Source organism: Methanobacterium paludis, assembly GCF_000214725.1.
Classification (GTDB): domain Archaea; phylum Methanobacteriota; class Methanobacteria; order Methanobacteriales; family Methanobacteriaceae; genus Methanobacterium_C; species Methanobacterium_C paludis.
Window position 1 is genome coordinate 498647 of record NC_015574.1, and the last position, 20106, is coordinate 518752.

Here is a 20106-nt window from a genome sequence, read left to right on the forward strand (position 1 = left end):
ATGTCATTCTGTCTTGAAACGTATCTGCAGGAATCAGAAAACTACCGCATAGTAATAGCTAAAACAGGATTTAAGGAATGTGCCCGGTTGATAGAGAAAGAAGCAAAGGAAGTAATTCATGTAAATCCTGGAGAAAAGATACTTGGCGCAAGGATTATAGGCTTACCTCCAGTACCTATAGGTATTGACGAGGAAAAGGGTACTGTCATGCTTCCCTACACGAAACCATGCTATGGAACAGCAGTAGTTGAACTACCCATTGAGAAGGATGAGATAAACAGAATCAGAGCCGTTGCAATAAAGTAAAGGGAATAAGTAAAAAGATTTAACTAATATGTCCTTTAAATAAATTAAATCTTAAAATAGCTTTAATTTGGATACATACCTTTAAAACTATTCCCTTACTAATCTACTTCAATTATCTATTCCTAACCCAATTCAAACTCTTAATAATGAACTTTTAATAAGCTTATTACTAACTAAAATAATGATTAGATTAGTTGGAATAATAATTAATTAATCAAATTAAAATAGGCGATATTATGTTAAAAACTGTTGTAGGAAGTTATCCTGCATTTCCACAGGAACCATCATCGGTATCATCCAAAATAGCTGATTTATTTGGATCTTACGACAGATACAAACCAGCTCTGGAACTTGCTGTACATGATCAGATAAAGGCCGGAATTGACTTGATATCTGATGGACAGGTTCGAGGAGATATGATCGAGGCCTTTGCAGGGAAAATACCTGGCATGACAGTTGAGGGAAACATCTCAAAGATCGTAGGAAAAATAAAACCACTTCCACATTCTTTAGGAGCATCAGACCTTAAATTAACAATAAACACGGCAAAAAAAATATCCAATGAATTTGATAAATCTGAACTGTTGATTAAAGGTAAATTCAATGAAAACTTTAAAGGGGTTAAAGGAATCGTAACAGGACCCACAACACTCGTGCTTTCATGTAGAATAGAAGGGTTCTATGATAAAGATAAAAAAGACGATGCAATAATTGATCTAGCATGGGCGCTTAAAAAAGAGGTAGAATATCTTGAAGAAGCGGGTGCAGCAGTTATTCAGATAGATGAACCATTTTTATCCACAGGTGTTGCTGATATAAACACAGCAAAGAAGGCGGTTGAAATCGTAACAAAAGACATAAATGTTCCTGTTTCAATGCATGTCTGCGGAGGTATAGGTTCAGTTTTTAACGATCTTTTAGGGTTTAAAGTTGATATAGTAGATTGTGAATTTGCAGGTTTACCTGAAAATATCCATGCTCTTGAAAGTTCAAATTTAAGGGGCAAAAAAATAGGTTTTGGATGTATAGACACCAAAAAAGAAGAGGTTGAAACTACAGAAGATGTTTCAGATCTAATAAAAATGGGTATTGATTTAATTGGAGAGGAAAACATGATAATTGACCCTGACTGTGGTATGAGAATGCTTTCTAGAGAAACAGCGTTTGCAAAACTCAAGACTATGACGGAGGCAGTAGAATGGCTATCTTGATTAAAGTTCCAACCATAAAAACAGGTTGGGAAACTCTTGTGAAGAAGGTAATAAAAAAAGGCGTGGAAATAAAAGATGAAAGAGGTTCTTTAACAAAGGAACTTTTGAACACAGTTGTAATGGTGAAAAATCCCCTTGACATAGAAGCACCTGAAGGCTACTTCTGGAGCGGTGAAAAGCTTGAAAAATATGCAGAACAATTTTTAAGCAATGACAGACAGGGATTTGTTTACACCTACGGCAACAGGCTCAGAAAACATTTTGACGATGTTGACCAGATACAGGAAGCTATAGAACGGCTTAAAAACTTTAAAGAATCAAGAAGAGCCATATCTGTAACATGGGATCCAACAGTTGACACTAAAAACAATGAGGTACCCTGTATGATCCTTGTTGACTTTAAAATAAGGGATGGGAAACTTAAAACCACTGGTTTATGGAGGTCTCATGATATTTATGGCGCATGGTTCCCCAATGCAGTTGGGCTCAGCCATCTTGCACAGTACGCAGCGAAGGAAGTTGGCGTGGAAGTTGGAACTCTCACAATTCACTCAATAAGCGCACATATCTATGAAGTTAATTTTGAAGAAGCTGGACGGGTTTAAATCTATTTTACACATTTTTTTAGCATCTTTTTAGTATCTTTTATAATTAACTGATTTTAAATTGGATTTTATTGAATTTAGGTTAAATAAATGAGTTTTATATAATAATTAGTTTGAGTTAATTAGTTTATACTAAAATTATTGGTTTAATGTTATTGGCTAAAAAATCAAATAAAAAAACTTAAAAATATAGTTGGATTAAACAGATTTAATTAAAAAAATTTAGATTAACTAAAAGTAACTTGTCGTCGATATGAGGGCATAGATATAATGGTTAAATTTGATTTATGAGGTGAAATAATGGTAAGTGTCAATCTTGAAGCAAAAAAAACAGTAGATCAAATGATTGAAAAGGCAGACATGCTCAACATAGCAGTAAGTAAACTTGAAAACGGTTCAACAGTTATAGATTGTGGTGTTAACGTTTCTGGAAGCTTTAAAGCAGGAGAACTCTACACAAAAGTGTGTTTAGGTGGACTTGCAGAAGTAGGAATTTCCATACCGGGAGATCTCTCAGAAAACTTCGCAATACCTTCTGTTAAAATAAAAACAAACTTTCCAGCAATATCAACCCTCGGAGCCCAGAAAGCCGGTTGGTCAGTAAGTGTTGGCGACTTCTTTGCACTAGGTTCAGGTCCAGCAAGGGCTCTAGCATTGAAACCTGCAGAAACATATGAAGAAATAGGATACAAGGACGATGCAAATGTTGCAATATTAACACTTGAAGCTGACAAACTTCCAGGTGCAGATGTGGCAGATTCAATAGCATCTGACTGTGGTGTCTCACCAGAAAATGTTTACCTGCTCGTTGCCCCAACATCATCACTTGTAGGGTCAATCCAGATAGCTGGAAGGGTTGTTGAAAACGGTACCTACAAAATGCTTGAGTTCATTAAGTTTGATGTCACAAAGGTCAAACACGCAGCAGGAATAGCACCAATAGCACCTGTAGATCCCGATGGCTTGAAAGCAATGGGTAAAACCAACGACGCAGTTCTATTCGGTGGTAGAACATATTACTATGTGGAATCAGAAGAAGGTGACGACATAAAATCCGTTGCAGAACAGTTACCATCCTCATCATCCGATGGATACGGAAAACCATTCTACGATGTCTTCAAAGAAGCTGGATTTGACTTCTACAAAATAGACAAAGGAATGTTCGCACCTGCAGAAGTTGTAATAAACGACCTTAGAACCGGAGAAATGTTCCGTGCAGGATCCGTGAACGTTGAGCTACTCAAGAAATCATTTGGATTGTAAGATCCAGATTGATTAAATAATTTTTAAATAATTTACATTTCTTTTATTTTATCTTATCTTCAATTATTTTCTAATTTTTTATTTCAAATAAATTATTCAAAATAACTTTATAGACCTATTTATATACTAAGACTAAATTTAACAAACAGATCAATACTTAAGAAAGAACAGAATTGTGGATAAAAATAATTGATTCTCAAAATTCTAATTTATGGTGATAAAATGAAGATAGGAATCTGCGATACCACATTTGCAAGGTTTGACATGGCTGGAGCTGCATTAGACCAGATTAAAGAACAAATTGGCAACATAAAATTCATAAGGCGCACTGTACCTGGTATAAAAGATCTTCCGGTGGCATCAAAAAAACTCATTGAAGAAGAGGGCTGTGAACTTGTCATGGCGTTTGGAATGCCTGGGCCTGAAAAAATAGACAAATTATGTGCACATGAAGCATCAACAGGGCTTATTACTGCTCAACTGATGACCAACACTCATATAATAGAGGTTTTCGTTCACGAAGACGAGGGTCAGGATGATAAAGACCTGAAACAGCTTGCAGAAAACCGTGCAAGAGAACATGCAGATAATGTGGTTAAAATGTTATTTAAACCAGATAAAATGCGTCGAGAAGCAGCTATGGGTATGAGGGAAGGTAGAGAAAATAAAGGACCGTTGTAATTATTTTACTTTTTTAATTTTATTTAATAATAAAAAAAATTACACCCATATTCAGGATAATGCCAATGTTTAAGTTTATTTATCCTATTTTATGACTTTTAATGATGTTAATCACTTTATCACGTGGGCTTTAATTAAGATTGTACTACTTAATGAGTTTAAAAAACTCAGAGGAAATGTTAAATGGAGAAAAAAACCCTTTAAAACTGTCGAAGCGGCGGTTAAACAATCTTACCATGAAATAGATCTGGAAAATGGATAAAAGCTGGTTATTAAATGAATTTAAACTGGAAAAATACATTAAATCATTTTTTAAACAATTAGATAAGTTTTATATGTTTTAAAAATCATAAAATTAATATGAATAAAAAAGATTTGGGGGTAATGTAATGAAAGATGAAGTATTTTTCAGCAAAGGGATGATACATCTTAAAGAGGACTATCCTGACCTTTATGATGTTAGTGTGGCATTAAATGAGGCAGCTTACACAGGAAAGGTTCTTGACTACAAAACCCAGAAACTTGTGGCTATTGGCATAGCAGCGGCAGCTTCTGATGATAGGGCAATAAAAAAACAGATCTTAAGTGGTATGAAAGAGCTGGATATAACAAAAGATGAGATAGTCGATGTTTTAAGAGTGGTTCTTTTAACTGCAGGAAAACCTGCCTTTACAAAGGCTATTAGGATATTATACAAAACAATGGAGTGAGCTGTTAAAGTTTAAACTCAGTTTCACTTCTAAAATCAATTTTTTTAAGATAATTTTTATTATAAACTCATAGGTCCAATTAATTAGGTTCATAAGTCCATTTATAGGAATTCCATAAATTGGAAGTTAAGTCATGAATAAAAAAATTTAACCAATGAAAGATGGATGAATAGCAACCTTTTTAAATGCATTTAACTAATAATGATCATCGCTAATTTTTGGTGATATACTAAATTATATAACCTAACTTTTTTGAGATGTAAGTCTCATGGATGTGGCGAAAGCTGAACAAAAGAGGTGTTTTAATGTACAAATATATAAGAGACGCATGGAAAAATCCAAGCAACTCCTACGTTAAGGAGTTAATGAAAGAAAGAGCTCCTGTTTGGAGAAGAGAAAGTGTAATAGAGAGAATAGACAGACCCACCAGGATCGATAGGGCAAGATCTTTAGGTTACAAAGCTAAAAAAGGATACGTTGTTGTAAGAACCCGAGTCCGTAGAGGAGGAAGGCGAAAAACAAGGTTCACAGCAGGTAGGAAACCTAAAAGGATGGGTGTAGTTAAGATTACTCCTATAAAATCCATCAAAAAAATAGCAGAGGAAAGGGTTGCAAGAAAATACCCGAACCTTGAGGTTTTAAACTCGTACTGGGTATGGGAAGATGGAAAATTCAAGTTCTTTGAAGTAATTCTCGTTGACCCTAATAGTCCTTCAATTAAAAATGACCCTAAAATAAACTGGATCTGTGAGAATCAGCACACCAACCGTGTGTTCAGAGGCCTCACCAGTGAAGGTAAAAAAATAAGAGGACTTAGGGGCAAAGGAAAAGGAGCAGAGAAGGCAAGGTAATCTATGATCCATAACATCTCATACAGAGCATTTGTTTATGGAACAGAAAACCAGGAAAAAGTGGAAAGTGCTATTAAAACACTTTTTCCAACTTCTTCACCTCAAAGTGAATTCACGGAAGGCTACTTTAAAAATCCTGTTTTAATTTTACACGACAAAATCACCAAAAAAAGGGAACTAAGGGATTTTGTCAAAAATTTGGATAAGTTGAAAGATCCTGATAAAAAAAGGATTGTAAATCAACTAGAAAATAAAATGGATCATAAAGGAAATTTATTTTTAAGATTTGATAAACAAAGAGCCTACCTTGAAGATCTGAAGGTGGTTGAGCACGGCGATTCCATTCACGTTAAGATCAAGATCGCAGCTTATCCTGCGAAAAAAGAAGTTGCCTTGAAAATTGCAAGGGAAATATTTGGTGAGTAAATGGTGAGTAAAGTCTTTTTTGATTTTCACGTTCATATTAGCAAAGGAAATGAAAACCTCATCATAGAAGCAGAAAGATTGGGCTACACAGGTATTGCTGTTGTGAAATACTGGGATGAATATGATAAAAATACTTCAAATGATTTTGAAAAGCTGAAAGAAGGAATAAATGAAAATTCCGACCATATTCCCATTAACAAACGTAACTTCCAGATAAAAAGCGCTGTTGAACTCGTTGCAAAGAACCCTGAAGACCTCAAAAGGAAAGTTCAGAAGTTCAGAAACAAAGTTGATATTCTGCTGGTTAACGGCGGCGATGTAAAGATAAACCGGGCTGCATGTGAGGATCCCCGGGTTGATGTATTGTTACAGCCGTATAAAGGTTGCAGAGACAGTGGAATAAACCATGTGCTTGCAAGGAAAGCCGCAGAGAACAGTGTTGCAATAGAGTTAAACCTTAAGTATCTATTTAAAACAGGTTTAAGGCATAGATACAGGGTTTTCAATCAGTTCAGGCATATAATAAATCTTCAACGGAAGTTCGATTTTCCCGTGATCATCACAAGTGATGCTACTTCTATATATGACCTCAGAACTCCTCAAGACATAATTGCACTTGCTCATTGTTTTGGAATGACAGAAGATGAAGCAGAATGTGCTATTTCCGAAACCCCCAAAAGAATAATTGAAAGGACTGAACTGAGAAGTAGTGTTGTAGTAGATGGGGCACGGATAATAAGCGATTTATAATAGTCTTGGAGAATGTTTTTAGAAAACTGTCTAAATCAAAAAGACCCTATTTACAAAAAAAAGCACAATTGGATAAACAAGACTGGTGCTTATAACGTTGATGATATTATAATAATAACTTTCAGTTTAAAATTTAACTTAAGATGATTTAAATGATGAAACTCAAGATACTGCCTCCAACCCTCAGGGTTAAAAAGAGGTACATTGCATTTGAGGTTATATCCCAGTTACCACTCACCAGAGATGATGTTATAGCTATGATCTGGGATGGTTCACAGGATCTTTATGGTGCATGTGGAACAGGCCGATTCGATCTATGGATTGTGAAGGTCTGGAAGTGTGATTCTAACAATCATGAAAGTAGTATGAGAGGAATTCTACGCTGTAATCGGGATGAATTAAATCCTGTAAGGGCCATACTTCCGACAATAACAAAGTTTAGGGGTCGAAGAGTTGTATTCCACACACTTGGAATTTCTGGGACCATCAAATCTGCAATAAAAAAGTTTATTAAACCAGAAGAATAAGATGAATAAATAGTTTATAAACAAAAATAATTTAACTGGTTTATAATAAAGTCTTATAATACAATTTCCAGCAAAAAAAGTTTGATATTTTTTGAGAGCAAATTTCATTTCTTTATTGAAAAATTTAGAGAGGTATATATATGCAACCGTTTCCAGGAGCAGGATATGATAGGGCTATAACTGTATTTAGCCCGGATGGAAGACTATTTCAGGTTGAATATGCAAGAGAAGCTGTAAAAAGAGGTACAACTTCTTTAGGTGTAAAATCAACTGAGGGCATCGTACTTGCAGTTGATAAAAGACCAACAAGCAAACTGGTCGAACCCAAATCCATAGAGAAAATATTCCAGATAGACGACCATATAGGGGCAGCAACCTCTGGATTGGTGGCAGATGCAAGATCTCTTATTGAGAAGGCTAGGATGGAATCTCAGATCAACAAGATAACCTACAATGAGCCAATAAGGGTTGAAGGCCTTGCCAAAAAGATATGTGATATGAAGCAGATGTACACCCAACATGGGGGAGTTAGACCCTTTGGATCAGCTCTTATAATTGGTGGAGTCAACGAATCAGGGTGCAGGCTCTTTGAAACAGACCCAAGTGGTGCTTTAATTGAATATAAAGCTACTGCAATTGGTGCTGGAAGGCAGGTAGCAATGGACGAGTTCGAGAAGAAATATCATGAAGATATCAAGCTTGAAGAAGCCATTGAACTTGCATTAGATGCTGTATATGAAGCAACTGAAGGTAAAACCACAACCGAAAGCGTTGAAATTGCAGTGATTGGGGTTGAAGATAAAAAATTCAGAAAACTTTCAGATGAAGAGATTGCAGAACATGTTGAAGAACTCCTTATAAGGAAATCCAAGGAGGAAGAAGAGGAGTAAATTATGGTTACTCTTGAAGATGCAGTTATAGCCCGTTTGGAATATTATGGTGAACACTTTGAGATTTTGGTAGATCCAGATCTTGCATCGGACTTTAAAGACGGAAAAAAGATAGATATTGAGGAAATACTTGCAGTTGAAGAAGTATTTAAAGACTCTAAAAAAGGGGATAAAGCTTCTGAAGAAGCTATGATGAAGGCTTTCAACACAATCGATCCGCTTGAAGCCGCTGTAACTATAATAAAAAAGGGTCATGTACAGTTAACAGCCCAACAGCGGAAGGAAATGCAGGAAGAGAAACGAAAGCTCATCATTGCAACCATAACAAGAGAATCTATAAATCCTCAGACAAAGCTCCCTCACCCTGCAAGAAGGATAGAAATAGCCATGGATGAATGTAGGATCCATGTAGACCCTTTTAAAAGCGTTGATGAACAGGTAAAAACTGTTATGAAAGCCATACGTACCAAGATACCCATTAGGTTTGAGAAGGTGAGGGTGGCAATAAGGATACCTGGAGACTTCACAGGAAAGGTTTACGGTGTGATCCCTGAGTTTGGAAAGACTAAGAGAGAAGAATGGCAGAAGGATGGGTCATGGGTGGCTGTGGTTGAAATACCAGGTGGTCTACAGGACAGTTTCTACACAAAGTTAAGTGAGCTTACAAAGGGACAGGTGGAAACAAAGCTGATTAAATAAGTTAATAAATTAAGCTAATCACTGACAGTTAGCAAATCACTAGTTAAATCTAGTTAGTAACCTATAGTATATTATAAAAACTAATTACTAACATAAAAGTATTAACGAAGTAATAGACTAAGCTTAAATTAACTTTTTAATTTTTTTGGGCATTCCACATAAAGGAGGCAGAATGTGATATTTGTAAAGGATAAGGAAATAGTAGTTCCTGGAGATGTTCTGGCAGATGAAGAATATCACTCAGGAAGAGGAACTTTCAGGGAAAATAGTAATATATGTTCCTCCCTTGTGGGTCTAGTGGCCATAAGGGATAAAAAAATTAGTGTGATACCCTTACAGAGCAAGTACATTCCAAAAAGGGGAGATGTGGTCATTGGTGAAGTCACAGATATAAGATTCTCCATGTGGAATCTGGATGTAAACTCCCCATATTCCGGATTTTTACCTGCCTCAGACGTTTTTGGAAAGGAAAAACGTGAACTAAGCAGAACATTTGATGTTGGTGACGTTTTATTTTTGAGGGTTGTAGATGTTGACGAGGTAAAAAAGGTGAAACTGGGTCTTAAAGGTAGAGGGCTCGGTAAATTTAGGGGTGGAATTCTCATAAATATCACCCCAACCAAGGTCCCAAGGCTCATAGGTAAAAAAGGCTCCATGATAAATATGATAAAAGATGAGACTCGCTGTGATGTTGTTGTAGGTCAAAACGGTGTTGTATGGGTTAAAGGCGAACTTGAAATGGAAAGGGTGGCTGAAAAAGTTATAATGATGATTGAAGAACAGTCACACACCTCTGGATTGACAGATAGGGTACGGGCCATGCTTTTAGAGCTTCTTGGCAAAGAACCTGAAGAAGAATCTGTAGATGAGCCTGAAGAACTTCAAGAACTGGAAGAACAGGAATCTGAAGAGCCTCAAGAACTGGAAGAACAGGAATCTGAAGAGCCTCAAAAATCTGAAGAACAAGAAGAGGAAGAAGATAAAGAGGAATTTATCCAATAAGCAGGTAATAGCAGGGGTGATTAGTATTATAACAAATAGCAATTTAAGCACAGGTACAGAAACCAGTGCACGGGCTGATGGAAGAGCTTTTGATGAACTAAGACCATTAAAAATAGAAGCAGGAGTGCTTGAAAGGGCTGATGGATCTGCCTATGTTGAAATGGGAGGTAACAAAGTACTTGCAGCAGTATATGGGCCAAGAGAACTTCATATAAGGCGCATAATGATGCCAAATAAGGCTGTTTTAAGGTGCAAGTACAACATGGCGCCATTTTCAGTGGATGACCGTAAAAGACCAGGACCGGACAGAAGGTCTGTAGAAATATCTAAAATAACATCAGAAGCACTGACACCTGCAGTGTTCCTTGAAAAATTTCCACGCTCAACCATAGATGTCTTTATCGAAGTACTTGAAGCCGAAGGCGGAACAAGATGTGCCGGAATAACCGCAGCATCCGTTGCACTTGCAGATGCAGGAGTTCCAATGAGAGATATTGTTGTTGCATGCGCAGCAGGAAAATCCAATGGACAAGTAGTTATGGACCTCTCAGAAGTTGAGGACAAAGAAGGTGAAGCTGACCTTCCAATAGCTATGATGCCAAGAACAGGTGAAATCACTCTTCTACAAATGGATGGACACCTTACAGGGGAAGAATTTGAAAAGGCTCTGGATCTTGCAGTAGAAGGATGTAAAAGAATAAGTGAAGAGCAGAAAAAAGCCATAAAAAATAGGTATGGTGATTAGATGGTCAGTATAGTTCCTGAAATCATAAGGGAAAGTGTAGTAAATCTTATAAAAGAAGGAAAAAGAACAGATGGCAGAGCCTTCGATGAATACCGTGAAATATCCCTTGAAACAGGTGTCATTGATAAGGCTGAGGGTTCTGCAAGGGTAAAAATAGGAAACACTCAGATAATGGTAGGTGTAAAAACACAGATAGCCGCACCATTTTCAGACACACCCCAAATGGGAGTGTTAATGACCAATTCAGAGCTACTTCCAATGGCAGCTCCCAACTTTGAACCAGGGCCACCTGATGAAAATTCTGTAGAACTTTCAAGGGTCACAGATAGATGTGTAAGAGAAGCAAAAGTGGTTGACCTTGAGAAACTATGCATAATTGAAGGTAAAAAAGTATGGATGATATTTGTAGATCTCCATATTTTAGATTATGAGGGCAACCTTATGGATACAGCTGTTCTTGGAACTGTAGCAGCTCTTATGAATGCCAAGATACCCACCGCTACTGTGGAAGATGATGAAATCGTTTTAGATTACGATAAAATGATCCCGTTACCATTCAATGAAAAAGCTTTAATGTGTACATTTGCAAAAATAGATGATGAACTAGTTGTTGACCCATCCCGTGAAGAAGAAGAGATCATGGATGCTCGTATCTCAATTGGGATGAGAGCTGATGGTACTATCTGTGCAATGCAGAAAGGTGGTGCAAAACCATTTAAAAAAGATGAAATCCTAAAAGCGGTCACCATTGCAAAAGAGAAGACAAAAGAGCTTCGAGAATATCTAAAATAAATTAAATAAAATTTATCTAAATTTATCTAAATAACTGATATAATTTAGTATATAACAAAATAAAGTTGATACAATACTTATAAGGTGATATAAAATGGCAAGAACGAAAAAAGTAGGTATAACAGGAAGATTCGGTCCAAGATATGGAAGAAAAGCAAAGAGGACCGTTAAAGCAGTAGAAGAAAACATGAAAAAGAATCATGTTTGCCCTCAATGTGATAGGCCCTCTGTAAAAAGGGTTTCAGCAGGAATATGGAAATGCAAAAAATGCGGTACAGTATTTACTGGAGGAGCATACCTTCCATCAACTCCAATGGGTAAAACAGCTGCAAGAAACATAAAAAGGATAATTGGAGGTTTATAATTGTATAAATGTGGAAAATGCGGTACTTTTGTTGATATCAAAGGCTACACTGAGTCCAAATGTCCAAGCTGCAGGTACAGAATACTTTTTAAAGAAATCCCTCCTGTAAAAAGGACAGTAAAAGCAAGATAAGCAGCATATACAATTAATTAGTATAAACCTAAAAACAGAAACTTAGGCAGCACATGTTGATAACAACGTCCAGAAAACCATCACAGAGGACAAGGTCCTTCTGCAAAAGCCTTAACAGGGTATTAAAATCAGAATACACCAACCGCGGCAAGATGAGCATTCGGGACGTTCTTTTAAAATCTTCTGAAAGTGGATTCAATAAAACAGCAATAATATCCGAGACTAAGGGGAACCCAAGTAGAATTGATTTCTATGATAAGAAAGGGGATATCCTCATTTCTCTTGATGTTACAGTTTCAGTTCCAGTTTCAAAGGGTCGAGTGAAAAAGCGTGATCTCGCATTTAGATGTGAAGTTGATGATTTGAGTAATCTCGGTGAAAAACTCGTTGAAATTCTTGATATTCCCAAATGTCGTGATGATTCAAAACAAGAAAACATTTTACTCCTTAAAAAAGGGAATAGTGAAAAGAAAGCGGTCTTGAAATTTTACGATAGCAATGGTGAGGATACTGGTCCTAGAATATATATATTAAAAACTGGTGACTGTAAATCTGGTTTCGTGTTGTAATCTGGATGAATTGTAATTTTTTGATGGATTTCAATAACTCGTAGGAATAATCCGCCAGAAATGACTAAAAATATGGAGCTTTTACTTTGGGGATAATTGAAGGCGTTGAAACAGAGCTTGAAATGAAATTTGAAACTCAGCAGGACGCTGAGATTGTTTTAAGGTCAGTGGAACCTGAGATTCGAACGGCACCTTCAGAAAGGACATCTGTGAATATTGATTTATCCGGTAACGTTTTAAAGATTAAAATCGATGCTGAAGATACAACATCTCTCAGAGCATCTTTAAATTCATATTTAAGATGGGTAAAACTATCATATGAAGTTTTAGAACTTAAGAAATTTGTTAATAGGCCATCAAAAAATTAGATCAAGGAATCTCAATAAAATAAATCCTATTTGAACTTAAAAACTAAAATTTAATTAAAAATTACTAAACTTGAAATTTTTTAGTAATTACTAAAATTTAAATATTTAAAAATTAATTTCGTTATTTATCAAGATTTAGATTAAGATTTTAGGTGAAATCTTTAAGAAGATTTCATTCTAGATTTATGAGGTGATACAAATGGAACTTCCACAAAACATCCAGCATCAAATAACTCAATTCCAGCAGGTACAGCAGCAGGCACAGGCAATTTCAATGCAGAAACAGAACGTTGACCTGCAGATAAAAGAAACTGAAAAGGCACTTGAAGAGCTTAAAAAAGTTGAAGAAGACGGTGAGGTTTACAAAACAGCAGGAAACCTGCTTATAAAAGTTAAAAAAGATGAAGTAGCCAAGGAACTTGAAGAGAAAGTTGAAACATTACATCTTCGTGAGAAAACAGTGAAACGCCAGGAAGATCGTATTATGGGTAGACTCCAGGAAATGCAAGCATCCTTACAGGAAGCAATGCAGAACTCCGGATTATCCCAGGGGTTAGGTCAGTGAGGAAACTCACAGACCAGGAACTCGACGAGATCTCGGAAGTTGCGGCCGATGCCGCAGAAAAATTCATTTTTTCAAAGATCTCCAAAAAAGAGGTTCTTGGTCTCGATATAAATGTGGAACTCGACCACAATGACGGACTGGACGTTGATGTTGTGGTTGAGATTCTTTTAGATGATTTATCATCGGCAGATGAGAGTATAGCTAATGAAGCAGCTTCTCATGCCATAAAAGCGATTGATAAGTTCGTTGAAGATCTTTAAATGTTTGAAGATCATTCATTTGGTCTTAAACTGGATTTTTAAACTGTAAATGTTTTTAATTTTTTAAGTGTTCTTTTTTTTATTTTGAAAGGTAGATGGATTAGTTGGAGATACTATGATAATCCCTGTATTAGATATTAAAAATGGAGAAGCTGTTTCCGGCAAATCGGGAATGAGGGAAACATATAAACCCCTTAAAACCGTGTTCACTGATTCATCAGACCCCTTAAAGATTGCAGTGTCGTTGAAGGATGCTGGTGCTCAGCGCATGTACATTGCAGATCTGGACGCAATTGAAGGTAAAGGTTCAAACCTTAACGTTATAAAAGAAATAAACAGAATAATTCCTGTAATGTTTGATGCAGGTGCAAATGATGTTCGCAGTGTTGCAAAAACCTTGAATGTTGCAAGTAAAGCCATAGTTGCAACAGAAACCCTTCACAGTTTTGAAGACCTTGATGAAATATTTGAATCATTTGAAAAAGACAAGTTAATTGTAAGTATAGACATCAAGAACAACCATATTCTCAGTAAATATATGGATACTAATTTTGACACATTAATTAATAAAATAGCTGATTTAAAGCCTGATGAAATTATTTTGCTTGATATTTCAAGGGTTGGAACTGAAAAAGGTGTTGATCAAGGTTTTATAGATAGATTGAGCAAAGTTGAAACTTCAATAATAATTGGGGGTGGCATCAGAGATGAGGATATTGATGTACTCTCTAAATCAAGTGTTGAAAAGTTCCTTGTTGGTTCTGCACTTCATAAAGGCAAAATAAGACACAGCTTCCAATAATATATTTCCAATAGATATCCTTTCCAATAGATAGCCTAATTTCCGAGTATTTATCACTTCTTCTGGTTTTAAAAAATATACTATCCTAATATAGTCAATATAATATCCTTTATATATCCGGAATATTTTTAGAGGACTTAACATTATCCAACAATTACTAAAATATTAATAAGGTCGTTTAAAAGGTAAGAACATGCCGAAATTTCTGATCATGGGCCCCGTAACCATGGACACAATCGTAAGAAACGAAACAGTTTACCACTCTATAGGTGGGGCGGTTTACTATCAAGCAGCAGTACTTTCAGGTCTTGGAGTAGATACGACAGCTGTTATAACGGTTTCAAATGACGATGAATCCATTTTAGACGTTTTTCCAAATGATATTAGTATTGTACCTATTTTTGTTGATAAAACAATGAAATTTGAGAATATCTACCCGAACCATGACCCTAATCACAGAATACAGCGGGCTGAAATTGAATCTAACCCCATAAAACCAGAGGACATTTCAAACTTGGATTTAAAAAATTTTGATGCATTTATTCTGTCCTCACTATCCCCATTTGACATTCCAATTGAAACAGTTAAATTCCTATCGCAATTTCAGATTCCAATGTATGTGGGTGTACAAGGATATCTAAGACATATAAAAAACCATAAAGTTATTCTAAAACCCTGGAATGATTTTCAGAAATTTTTGAAGTTTTTCGATGGAATATTTCTCGATGAGATGGAGGCAAGGGTCATACTCGGCACACACGTCCATAAACTTGAGGGCGTTGCAAAAACTTTGGCATCTTTTGGACCAAAGGAAGTTATTATTACCCGAGGAGATAGGGGAGCCATAATATATTCGGAGAAAACTGACAGCATCTATCAAATTCATGCATTTCCCTCAAAGCAAAGAATAGATCCTACGGGTCTAGGTGATACATACATGGCTGCTTATGTAAGCAGAAGGATGGAAAAAATTGATCCTGAAACTTGTGGTATCTTTGCGTCTGTGGTAGCAACAATAAAACTTGAAGGTGAAGGTGTATTTATGGGAAACAGAAAATTAATTGAAGACAGATTAATGAAGACAGACTTCTTAATGGATAAAAAATCCTCATAATATTTACTTGCTTTTAATAATTCATTTTCAGTTCATCTATCCTTTTATTTTCCATCAACTTATTTTTCAAATTGTTATTCCATCAATTCCATTAAAAATTATTTCATAAAAATTAATATTTCATAAAAAATCACTTAAAAAAATAAAAATAAAAATTTTGTTCTTGGTATTTAACTGCCTAAAACAACTGGTAGGACCAAGAACGGTAGAAGTCCCCCTGCAAAGAATAGCAATATACCTAAAATTGTGTAAGGTGTTTTCTTATCCATTATACCTGAACAAATAATCAGAATGCTTATAAATGCAATAAGTGGAGGAATTACGTGGGAATACAGTATAACAGATGAATCTACCATTTATATCACTTCTCAACTTTATTTTTGATGTAATTATTTGATTTAATATTGATGAACTATGATTTTAATTATTTCTAAATTAACTTCGTTTAATAGTTTGCTAGTAATCTATCAGTTAATCGATCTTATATTTTGATCTATTAATTTAGGAAATTATGATTCAAGAATGGTTTTTCGCAGTTCTTTTATTGATTCTGCAATCAGATCTACTCTGTCCACTTCAATACCTTTATTATTTAAGTATTCAACAAGTTGAACAGGTGTCACACTCTCATCCACATCCAGAATAATGGCATTTGATTCGTGTACAATTTCATTTACACCATAATCTGAGAGGGTTTTGTATGCCTCTTTTATATTGCTTGTTTTAACACGATATGTTCGTATTTTTTTTGCAACCTGGGTAATGTCAATTTTCATCTTTTGAAGTGCAATCAAAACATGTTTTTTGAGTGATTCATTAAGAACATCAACATCCACGCGATCCTTTCCTTGGTTTATACGTACAGCCTGAGTTATCTGTGCAACATCTCTTGCGTGGGCAAAACTTGGCTTAAGACCATCTCCACCGTTTTTTTTCTCATCATACACATTTACAAATCTTTCTAAAACATCTGCATCGTATTCTTCGTTAATAATATCCATATTCCTTTTGAATACCGTTGCAACTTCATTAAGCTTGGGTGTTTTAAGGAAAACATGTAATGGTGCCCTTCGGAGGTGGGCCTCGTCCATTATACTTATATCAAGATTGGTTGAGAATGCTGGTATGAAGTGGCTGTGAAAAATTACGGGGGCTCCTCTTACGTAAAGAACATCCTTTTTATTTTCCATAGGTACTATGAGTCGGTTTAAAATAAGTTCATGGTCATCCCTTTGTCTTCCAAGGTCATCAATTAAAAGAACTCCACCATTTGCCTTTATGATGGGAGATGTTTCATAAACTCCTTTATTTGGGTTGTAATTGGTTTCAAGTTTATTTAAACTGAGTTCAGCACCCGTAATCACAAATGGGGCGTATATTTTAACCCATCTTGGATCTTGTGGCTGTTCTTTGCATTTTTTGTGGAAATCTGGGTCGTAGATCTGAATCACTTTCCCTCCGAATTCTATGAACTTTGGAATTATAAGAGGAGGTAAAAGGTTCGGCATCTTGCTTACGAGGAAAGTTTTTCCTGTTCCTGGTGCTCCGTAAATGAAAACTCCTTTTCCAATTATGCAGGATTCAATAAGGGATTCTTTTGCATAAGCTACACCTACAACATCTTTAAATGCTTTTTCTGCTATTTCTGGGGGTATAACTAAAGGGTATCGGTTTTTTAATTGGGCTTCCATTATTTTATAATAAAATTCATAGGGAACAGGTGCAATGCCAATGTAAGGATTCTCTTCAATAATTCCCCGGGCTTTATCATGCCCTTTCTTTGTTATACTGTACTTAATACTTGAAAATAAAAATCCACCACTTACTGGTGCGCAAAAACCCTGTTTTTCAAGTTCATCGAGTATCCCTTCGAGAATGTCCCAGTGTATTCCAGTAATCTCATTCATTGTGCTGGTTTTTACAGTACCGTAACTTGAGAGTATCTTGAGGATCAAGTCATTTACAAATGACTCTGAAAGATAAAGTTCCTCAAGGGATCGTGGTTGTTTCAGAATATCAAAGATTTTCTCCATTTTGGAATCATGGTAGTAACTCATTGCAACACCTTAATTTTTTAAATAAAATGGATTATTAATGACCTCAATTTATGCAGTCATTTTACAGGATGTTTCTATTTAGAGAATGTTCCTAAGTTCACTTAAGTCCTTTATAACATCCACTTTTAAATCCTCTTTTTTTATGTATTCCTTTTCAGATTCTGTTAACGTTGAATTTACAAGTATTGCAGACATTCCTGTGTTTATTGCTCCCACTATGTCTTCACTGAACTTGTTACCGACCATAACAGATTTTTCAGCCTTACATCCCATTTTGCCTATAGCAAGTTTGAATATTTCTTCGTCTGGTTTTTCGACCCCTGCTTCTTGGGAAGTTATAATTTCGTCAAAGAAATGGTGCAAACCGAGTCTTATTAATTTTTCCCACTGTTTTATGGTTATACCATTTGAAATAACTCCCAAATGATAACCCCTACTTTTTAGATAAATTAATGTAGACATGGTGTTTGGGAACAATCTTAAAAGAGCGAATTTAACGTTGTGGTATGTTATCATTCCGAGGGCTATCAAAAGCGGTTTTTCTTCTCCAAAAACCCGCTTTGTTAAGACATTGAAGTGTTTGTCATAGTTAGAACCCTTTTCTTTTATTATTTCCCTTAAGAGTTTATAAGCTTCGTCAAATTCTAGTGGAAGTCCTGCGTCGATCATCGCATTAATAGCAGCCCTTCTTGCAAGTTTTGCAAAACTTGAAGTGTCGTACAATGTATCATCAATATCAAAAAAAACAGCTTTTATCATGTTTACACCAATTTTTACATAACAAAATTTCTATACATAAAAATTGATATTAGTTAACTACTTATTTAAAACTAATGAAATAAAATTAGTATTATAAAACATTAAAACATAATACAATTAATAATATTACGTAACCCTTTTACGGGTTATGTGTAACCTTTAAATCCAATTTTTTCATTGTATTATATATCTAACTGAAGAATGCATCAAGACTGCTTTGTTTTCCTTTATGCATTATTTCTTCTTCTGAATAACCAATAGAAGTTAAGATCCTTGAAACAGCTGGTAAAAGCTGGTTTTCTATATAATAATTAGGATCATAATTTGAAACATCAACATCTTCTATGGGCTCTGCACGTTGGCTTATGGGTTCTTTTCCCTTAACAACCACGTATCTTATGATGGACCCTGGCCCCACTTTTCTACCTCTTTTGATGGCTTTTTTTGCAGCCATAACATGAGGAGCCCTCTGAACGTATTGTTCTGGATTTTTTGTAAGTTGAGTGTGTATAACAAGGTCTTCAAGAGGTATATCTCCCTTTTTTATTTCCACAATAACATCCCTAACAATGCTGGCGGCTTTTTCTGGAGATGCGTCCTTGAGTATTGCTTTTAGAACTTTTTCCTGAGTTTTTTTTGCTACAGGTGCCCAATCACGCCTTACAAGCTCTAAACCCTTTACAACTATGTTGTTGTTTTCTATGAGGGCGTATCTTTTTTTTGTAACAAAGAAACCCCTTTCATAGAATCCTTCATATTCAAGTTCCATTCCTTCAGGGAGGTTTTTGTTCACATCCCCGAGGAACTCATCTACTTTTTCTAAAATCTCTTTATTCAACCATTACACCATTTACCACGCCGTCTTGGCCGGGTCTTGATGTGACTTTAACCTTTCCAAGGCTCGTCTCAACAACAGCTCCTTTTGTAATGATGTTACGCCTTACAAAATGAGTGTTTGCGGTGTTTTCAATAACGTTAAGGATGTCTGTAACCTGAACCTTGTTGGTTTTAGGGTCTACAACGTTGATTCTCTCAGCGTTTGTGAGCCTTATTTTTTCGTTTCCACCTTTTGTTCGGATTTTCTTGACTTTTCTGTCTCCGATTTTGGTTTCAGCGGGGTCTCTTCCGAATTCAGCATTCCTTTTGTTTTTATTTTGTGTTGCACGTGCACCACTTGGTCTTCTTAATGATTTTCCTTGCCATATAGCCATTATTTCACCTCTATCATCTTAATTTGTAATTTATTCAAACGGTTGTAATTATTTATTCAAAGAGTCTGAAATGCATTCTTGAAACATTGAATCTTTCAGTATCTTAACTATATTTATTATCACTATCTTTTAACTCTTTGAATTTAAACTTAAATAAAACTATAAACTAAAAAAGTCTTAGTCTCAGAATAAATTTGTTTATTCATCACAGTATATTAATTTTTTCAATTTTTGATATTATATGCAATTTTATTTTATTATAATCTATTGATTTAATATTCATCTTAGTTTGATATAATTTCGCTTGTAAACTGTTGAATAGTATAGTTAATATTTATGGTACTTTAAATATTTTGTTTACAACACATTAAAAAAAACATATTTAAATATTTTAAATTCAAACCTCACATAAGAAAAAACTCTTAAGAAAATCTTATCAAAGATATA

At 35.4% G+C, this 20106-nt stretch carries 28 protein-coding genes; 23 read left to right on the forward strand and 5 right to left on the reverse strand.

Going from position 1 to position 20106, the window contains the following annotated elements:
• From MSWAN_RS02250 to MSWAN_RS02360, 23 genes are all read left to right on the forward strand, one after another.
• Entirely contained in the window at window positions 1–306 is a 306-nt protein-coding gene (locus tag MSWAN_RS02250) for a DUF1894 domain-containing protein (protein WP_013824990.1), read from the forward strand.
• Window positions 307–542: 236 nt separating this feature from the next.
• Complete coding sequence (locus tag MSWAN_RS02255; protein WP_013824991.1) at window positions 543–1517, forward strand: methionine synthase; 975 nt, start codon at window positions 543–545, stop codon at window positions 1515–1517.
• A complete protein-coding gene (locus MSWAN_RS02260) occupies window positions 1505–2122 on the forward strand; it encodes a thymidylate synthase (protein ID WP_013824992.1) in 618 nt (205 codons plus the stop codon). Before MSWAN_RS02255 ends, MSWAN_RS02260 begins: the two co-directional genes overlap by 13 nt.
• A gap of 300 nt (window positions 2123–2422) precedes the next feature.
• Window positions 2423–3385, forward strand: a complete 963-nt coding sequence (gene mch, locus MSWAN_RS02265; RefSeq protein WP_013824993.1) for a methenyltetrahydromethanopterin cyclohydrolase — start codon at window positions 2423–2425, stop codon at window positions 3383–3385.
• Window positions 3386–3607: 222 nt separating this feature from the next.
• Window positions 3608–4066 carry a riboflavin synthase gene (ribC, locus tag MSWAN_RS02270; protein WP_048187840.1) on the forward strand — a complete coding sequence of 153 codons (459 nt, stop codon included), beginning with the start codon at window positions 3608–3610 and terminating at the stop codon, window positions 4064–4066.
• Window positions 4067–4455: 389 nt separating this feature from the next.
• On the forward strand, window positions 4456–4776 hold the full coding sequence (locus MSWAN_RS02275) for a carboxymuconolactone decarboxylase family protein (RefSeq protein WP_013824995.1): 321 nt from the start codon (window positions 4456–4458) through the stop codon (window positions 4774–4776).
• Window positions 4777–5081: 305 nt separating this feature from the next.
• Window positions 5082–5627: a 50S ribosomal protein L15e gene (locus MSWAN_RS02280; RefSeq protein WP_013824996.1), complete on the forward strand. Its 546-nt coding sequence runs from the start codon at window positions 5082–5084 to the stop codon at window positions 5625–5627.
• Between the two features lie 3 nt (window positions 5628–5630).
• On the forward strand, window positions 5631–6053 hold the full coding sequence (locus MSWAN_RS02285) for an RNA-binding protein (RefSeq protein WP_013824997.1): 423 nt from the start codon (window positions 5631–5633) through the stop codon (window positions 6051–6053).
• A complete protein-coding gene (gene rnp3, locus MSWAN_RS02290) occupies window positions 6054–6803 on the forward strand; it encodes a ribonuclease P protein component 3 (protein WP_013824998.1) in 750 nt (249 codons plus the stop codon). It abuts the gene before it with no gap.
• Between the two features lie 152 nt (window positions 6804–6955).
• Window positions 6956–7330 carry an Rpp14/Pop5 family protein gene (locus tag MSWAN_RS02295; RefSeq protein ID WP_013824999.1) on the forward strand — a complete coding sequence of 125 codons (375 nt, stop codon included), beginning with the start codon at window positions 6956–6958 and terminating at the stop codon, window positions 7328–7330.
• A 140-nt stretch (window positions 7331–7470) separates the two neighbouring features.
• Window positions 7471–8220, forward strand: a complete 750-nt coding sequence (psmA, locus tag MSWAN_RS02300) for an archaeal proteasome endopeptidase complex subunit alpha (RefSeq protein ID WP_013825000.1) — start codon at window positions 7471–7473, stop codon at window positions 8218–8220.
• Window positions 8221–8223: 3 nt separating this feature from the next.
• Window positions 8224–8919 (forward strand): ribosome assembly factor SBDS, encoded by a 696-nt coding sequence (locus MSWAN_RS02305; RefSeq protein ID WP_013825001.1) that lies wholly within the window; start codon window positions 8224–8226, stop codon window positions 8917–8919.
• Window positions 8920–9093: 174 nt separating this feature from the next.
• Window positions 9094–9921: an exosome complex RNA-binding protein Rrp4 gene (gene rrp4, locus MSWAN_RS02310; protein ID WP_013825002.1), complete on the forward strand. Its 828-nt coding sequence runs from the start codon at window positions 9094–9096 to the stop codon at window positions 9919–9921.
• A gap of 16 nt (window positions 9922–9937) precedes the next feature.
• Window positions 9938–10666 (forward strand): exosome complex exonuclease Rrp41, encoded by a 729-nt coding sequence (gene rrp41, locus MSWAN_RS02315; RefSeq protein WP_013825003.1) that lies wholly within the window; start codon window positions 9938–9940, stop codon window positions 10664–10666.
• Window positions 10667–11458 (forward strand): exosome complex protein Rrp42, encoded by a 792-nt coding sequence (gene rrp42, locus MSWAN_RS02320; protein ID WP_013825004.1) that lies wholly within the window; start codon window positions 10667–10669, stop codon window positions 11456–11458.
• A 94-nt stretch (window positions 11459–11552) separates the two neighbouring features.
• Complete coding sequence (gene rpl37A / locus MSWAN_RS02325) at window positions 11553–11822, forward strand: 50S ribosomal protein L37Ae (protein ID WP_013825005.1); 270 nt, start codon at window positions 11553–11555, stop codon at window positions 11820–11822.
• Entirely contained in the window at window positions 11823–11954 is a 132-nt protein-coding gene (locus MSWAN_RS02330; protein ID WP_013825006.1) for a DNA-directed RNA polymerase subunit P, read from the forward strand. It begins immediately after the preceding gene.
• A gap of 53 nt (window positions 11955–12007) precedes the next feature.
• A complete protein-coding gene (locus MSWAN_RS02335) occupies window positions 12008–12523 on the forward strand; it encodes a Brix domain-containing protein (RefSeq protein WP_013825007.1) in 516 nt (171 codons plus the stop codon).
• Window positions 12524–12609: 86 nt separating this feature from the next.
• Window positions 12610–12891, forward strand: coding sequence for a KEOPS complex subunit Pcc1 (locus tag MSWAN_RS02340; RefSeq protein WP_013825008.1), 282 nt, complete (start codon window positions 12610–12612; stop codon window positions 12889–12891).
• 199 nt (window positions 12892–13090) lie between these two features.
• Complete coding sequence (locus tag MSWAN_RS02345; protein WP_013825009.1) at window positions 13091–13456, forward strand: prefoldin subunit beta; 366 nt, start codon at window positions 13091–13093, stop codon at window positions 13454–13456.
• Window positions 13453–13716 (forward strand): DUF3194 domain-containing protein, encoded by a 264-nt coding sequence (locus tag MSWAN_RS02350; RefSeq protein ID WP_013825010.1) that lies wholly within the window; start codon window positions 13453–13455, stop codon window positions 13714–13716. The genes MSWAN_RS02345 and MSWAN_RS02350 overlap by 4 nt, the downstream gene beginning before the upstream one ends.
• A 115-nt stretch (window positions 13717–13831) precedes the next feature.
• Window positions 13832–14518: a HisA/HisF family protein gene (locus tag MSWAN_RS02355; protein ID WP_013825011.1), complete on the forward strand. Its 687-nt coding sequence runs from the start codon at window positions 13832–13834 to the stop codon at window positions 14516–14518.
• 193 nt (window positions 14519–14711) lie between these two features.
• The gene (locus tag MSWAN_RS02360; RefSeq protein WP_013825012.1) at window positions 14712–15632 is read left to right on the forward strand and encodes a PfkB family carbohydrate kinase; all 921 of its coding nucleotides are present in this window, start codon (window positions 14712–14714) and stop codon (window positions 15630–15632) included.
• A gap of 170 nt (window positions 15633–15802) precedes the next feature.
• Here MSWAN_RS02360 and MSWAN_RS02365 read toward each other — a convergent pair whose 3' ends face one another.
• The 5 genes from MSWAN_RS02365 to MSWAN_RS02385 all read right to left on the reverse strand — a co-directional run bounded on the left by MSWAN_RS02365 (window position 15803) and on the right by MSWAN_RS02385 (window position 19659).
• The gene (locus MSWAN_RS02365) at window positions 15803–15988 is read right to left on the reverse strand and encodes a hypothetical protein (protein WP_013825013.1); all 186 of its coding nucleotides are present in this window, start codon (window positions 15986–15988) and stop codon (window positions 15803–15805) included.
• Window positions 15989–16141: 153 nt separating this feature from the next.
• The gene (locus tag MSWAN_RS02370; protein WP_013825014.1) at window positions 16142–17689 is read right to left on the reverse strand and encodes an ATP-binding protein; all 1548 of its coding nucleotides are present in this window, start codon (window positions 17687–17689) and stop codon (window positions 16142–16144) included.
• A gap of 78 nt (window positions 17690–17767) precedes the next feature.
• Window positions 17768–18448, reverse strand: a complete 681-nt coding sequence (locus tag MSWAN_RS02375; protein ID WP_013825015.1) for a TIGR02253 family HAD-type hydrolase — start codon at window positions 18446–18448, stop codon at window positions 17768–17770.
• 190 nt (window positions 18449–18638) lie between these two features.
• A complete protein-coding gene (locus MSWAN_RS02380; protein WP_048187841.1) occupies window positions 18639–19286 on the reverse strand; it encodes a DNA polymerase domain-containing protein in 648 nt (215 codons plus the stop codon).
• Window positions 19279–19659 (reverse strand): 30S ribosomal protein S8e, encoded by a 381-nt coding sequence (locus tag MSWAN_RS02385; RefSeq protein ID WP_013825016.1) that lies wholly within the window; start codon window positions 19657–19659, stop codon window positions 19279–19281. The genes MSWAN_RS02380 and MSWAN_RS02385 overlap by 8 nt, the downstream gene beginning before the upstream one ends.
• Between the last annotated feature and the right edge of the window lie 447 nt (window positions 19660–20106).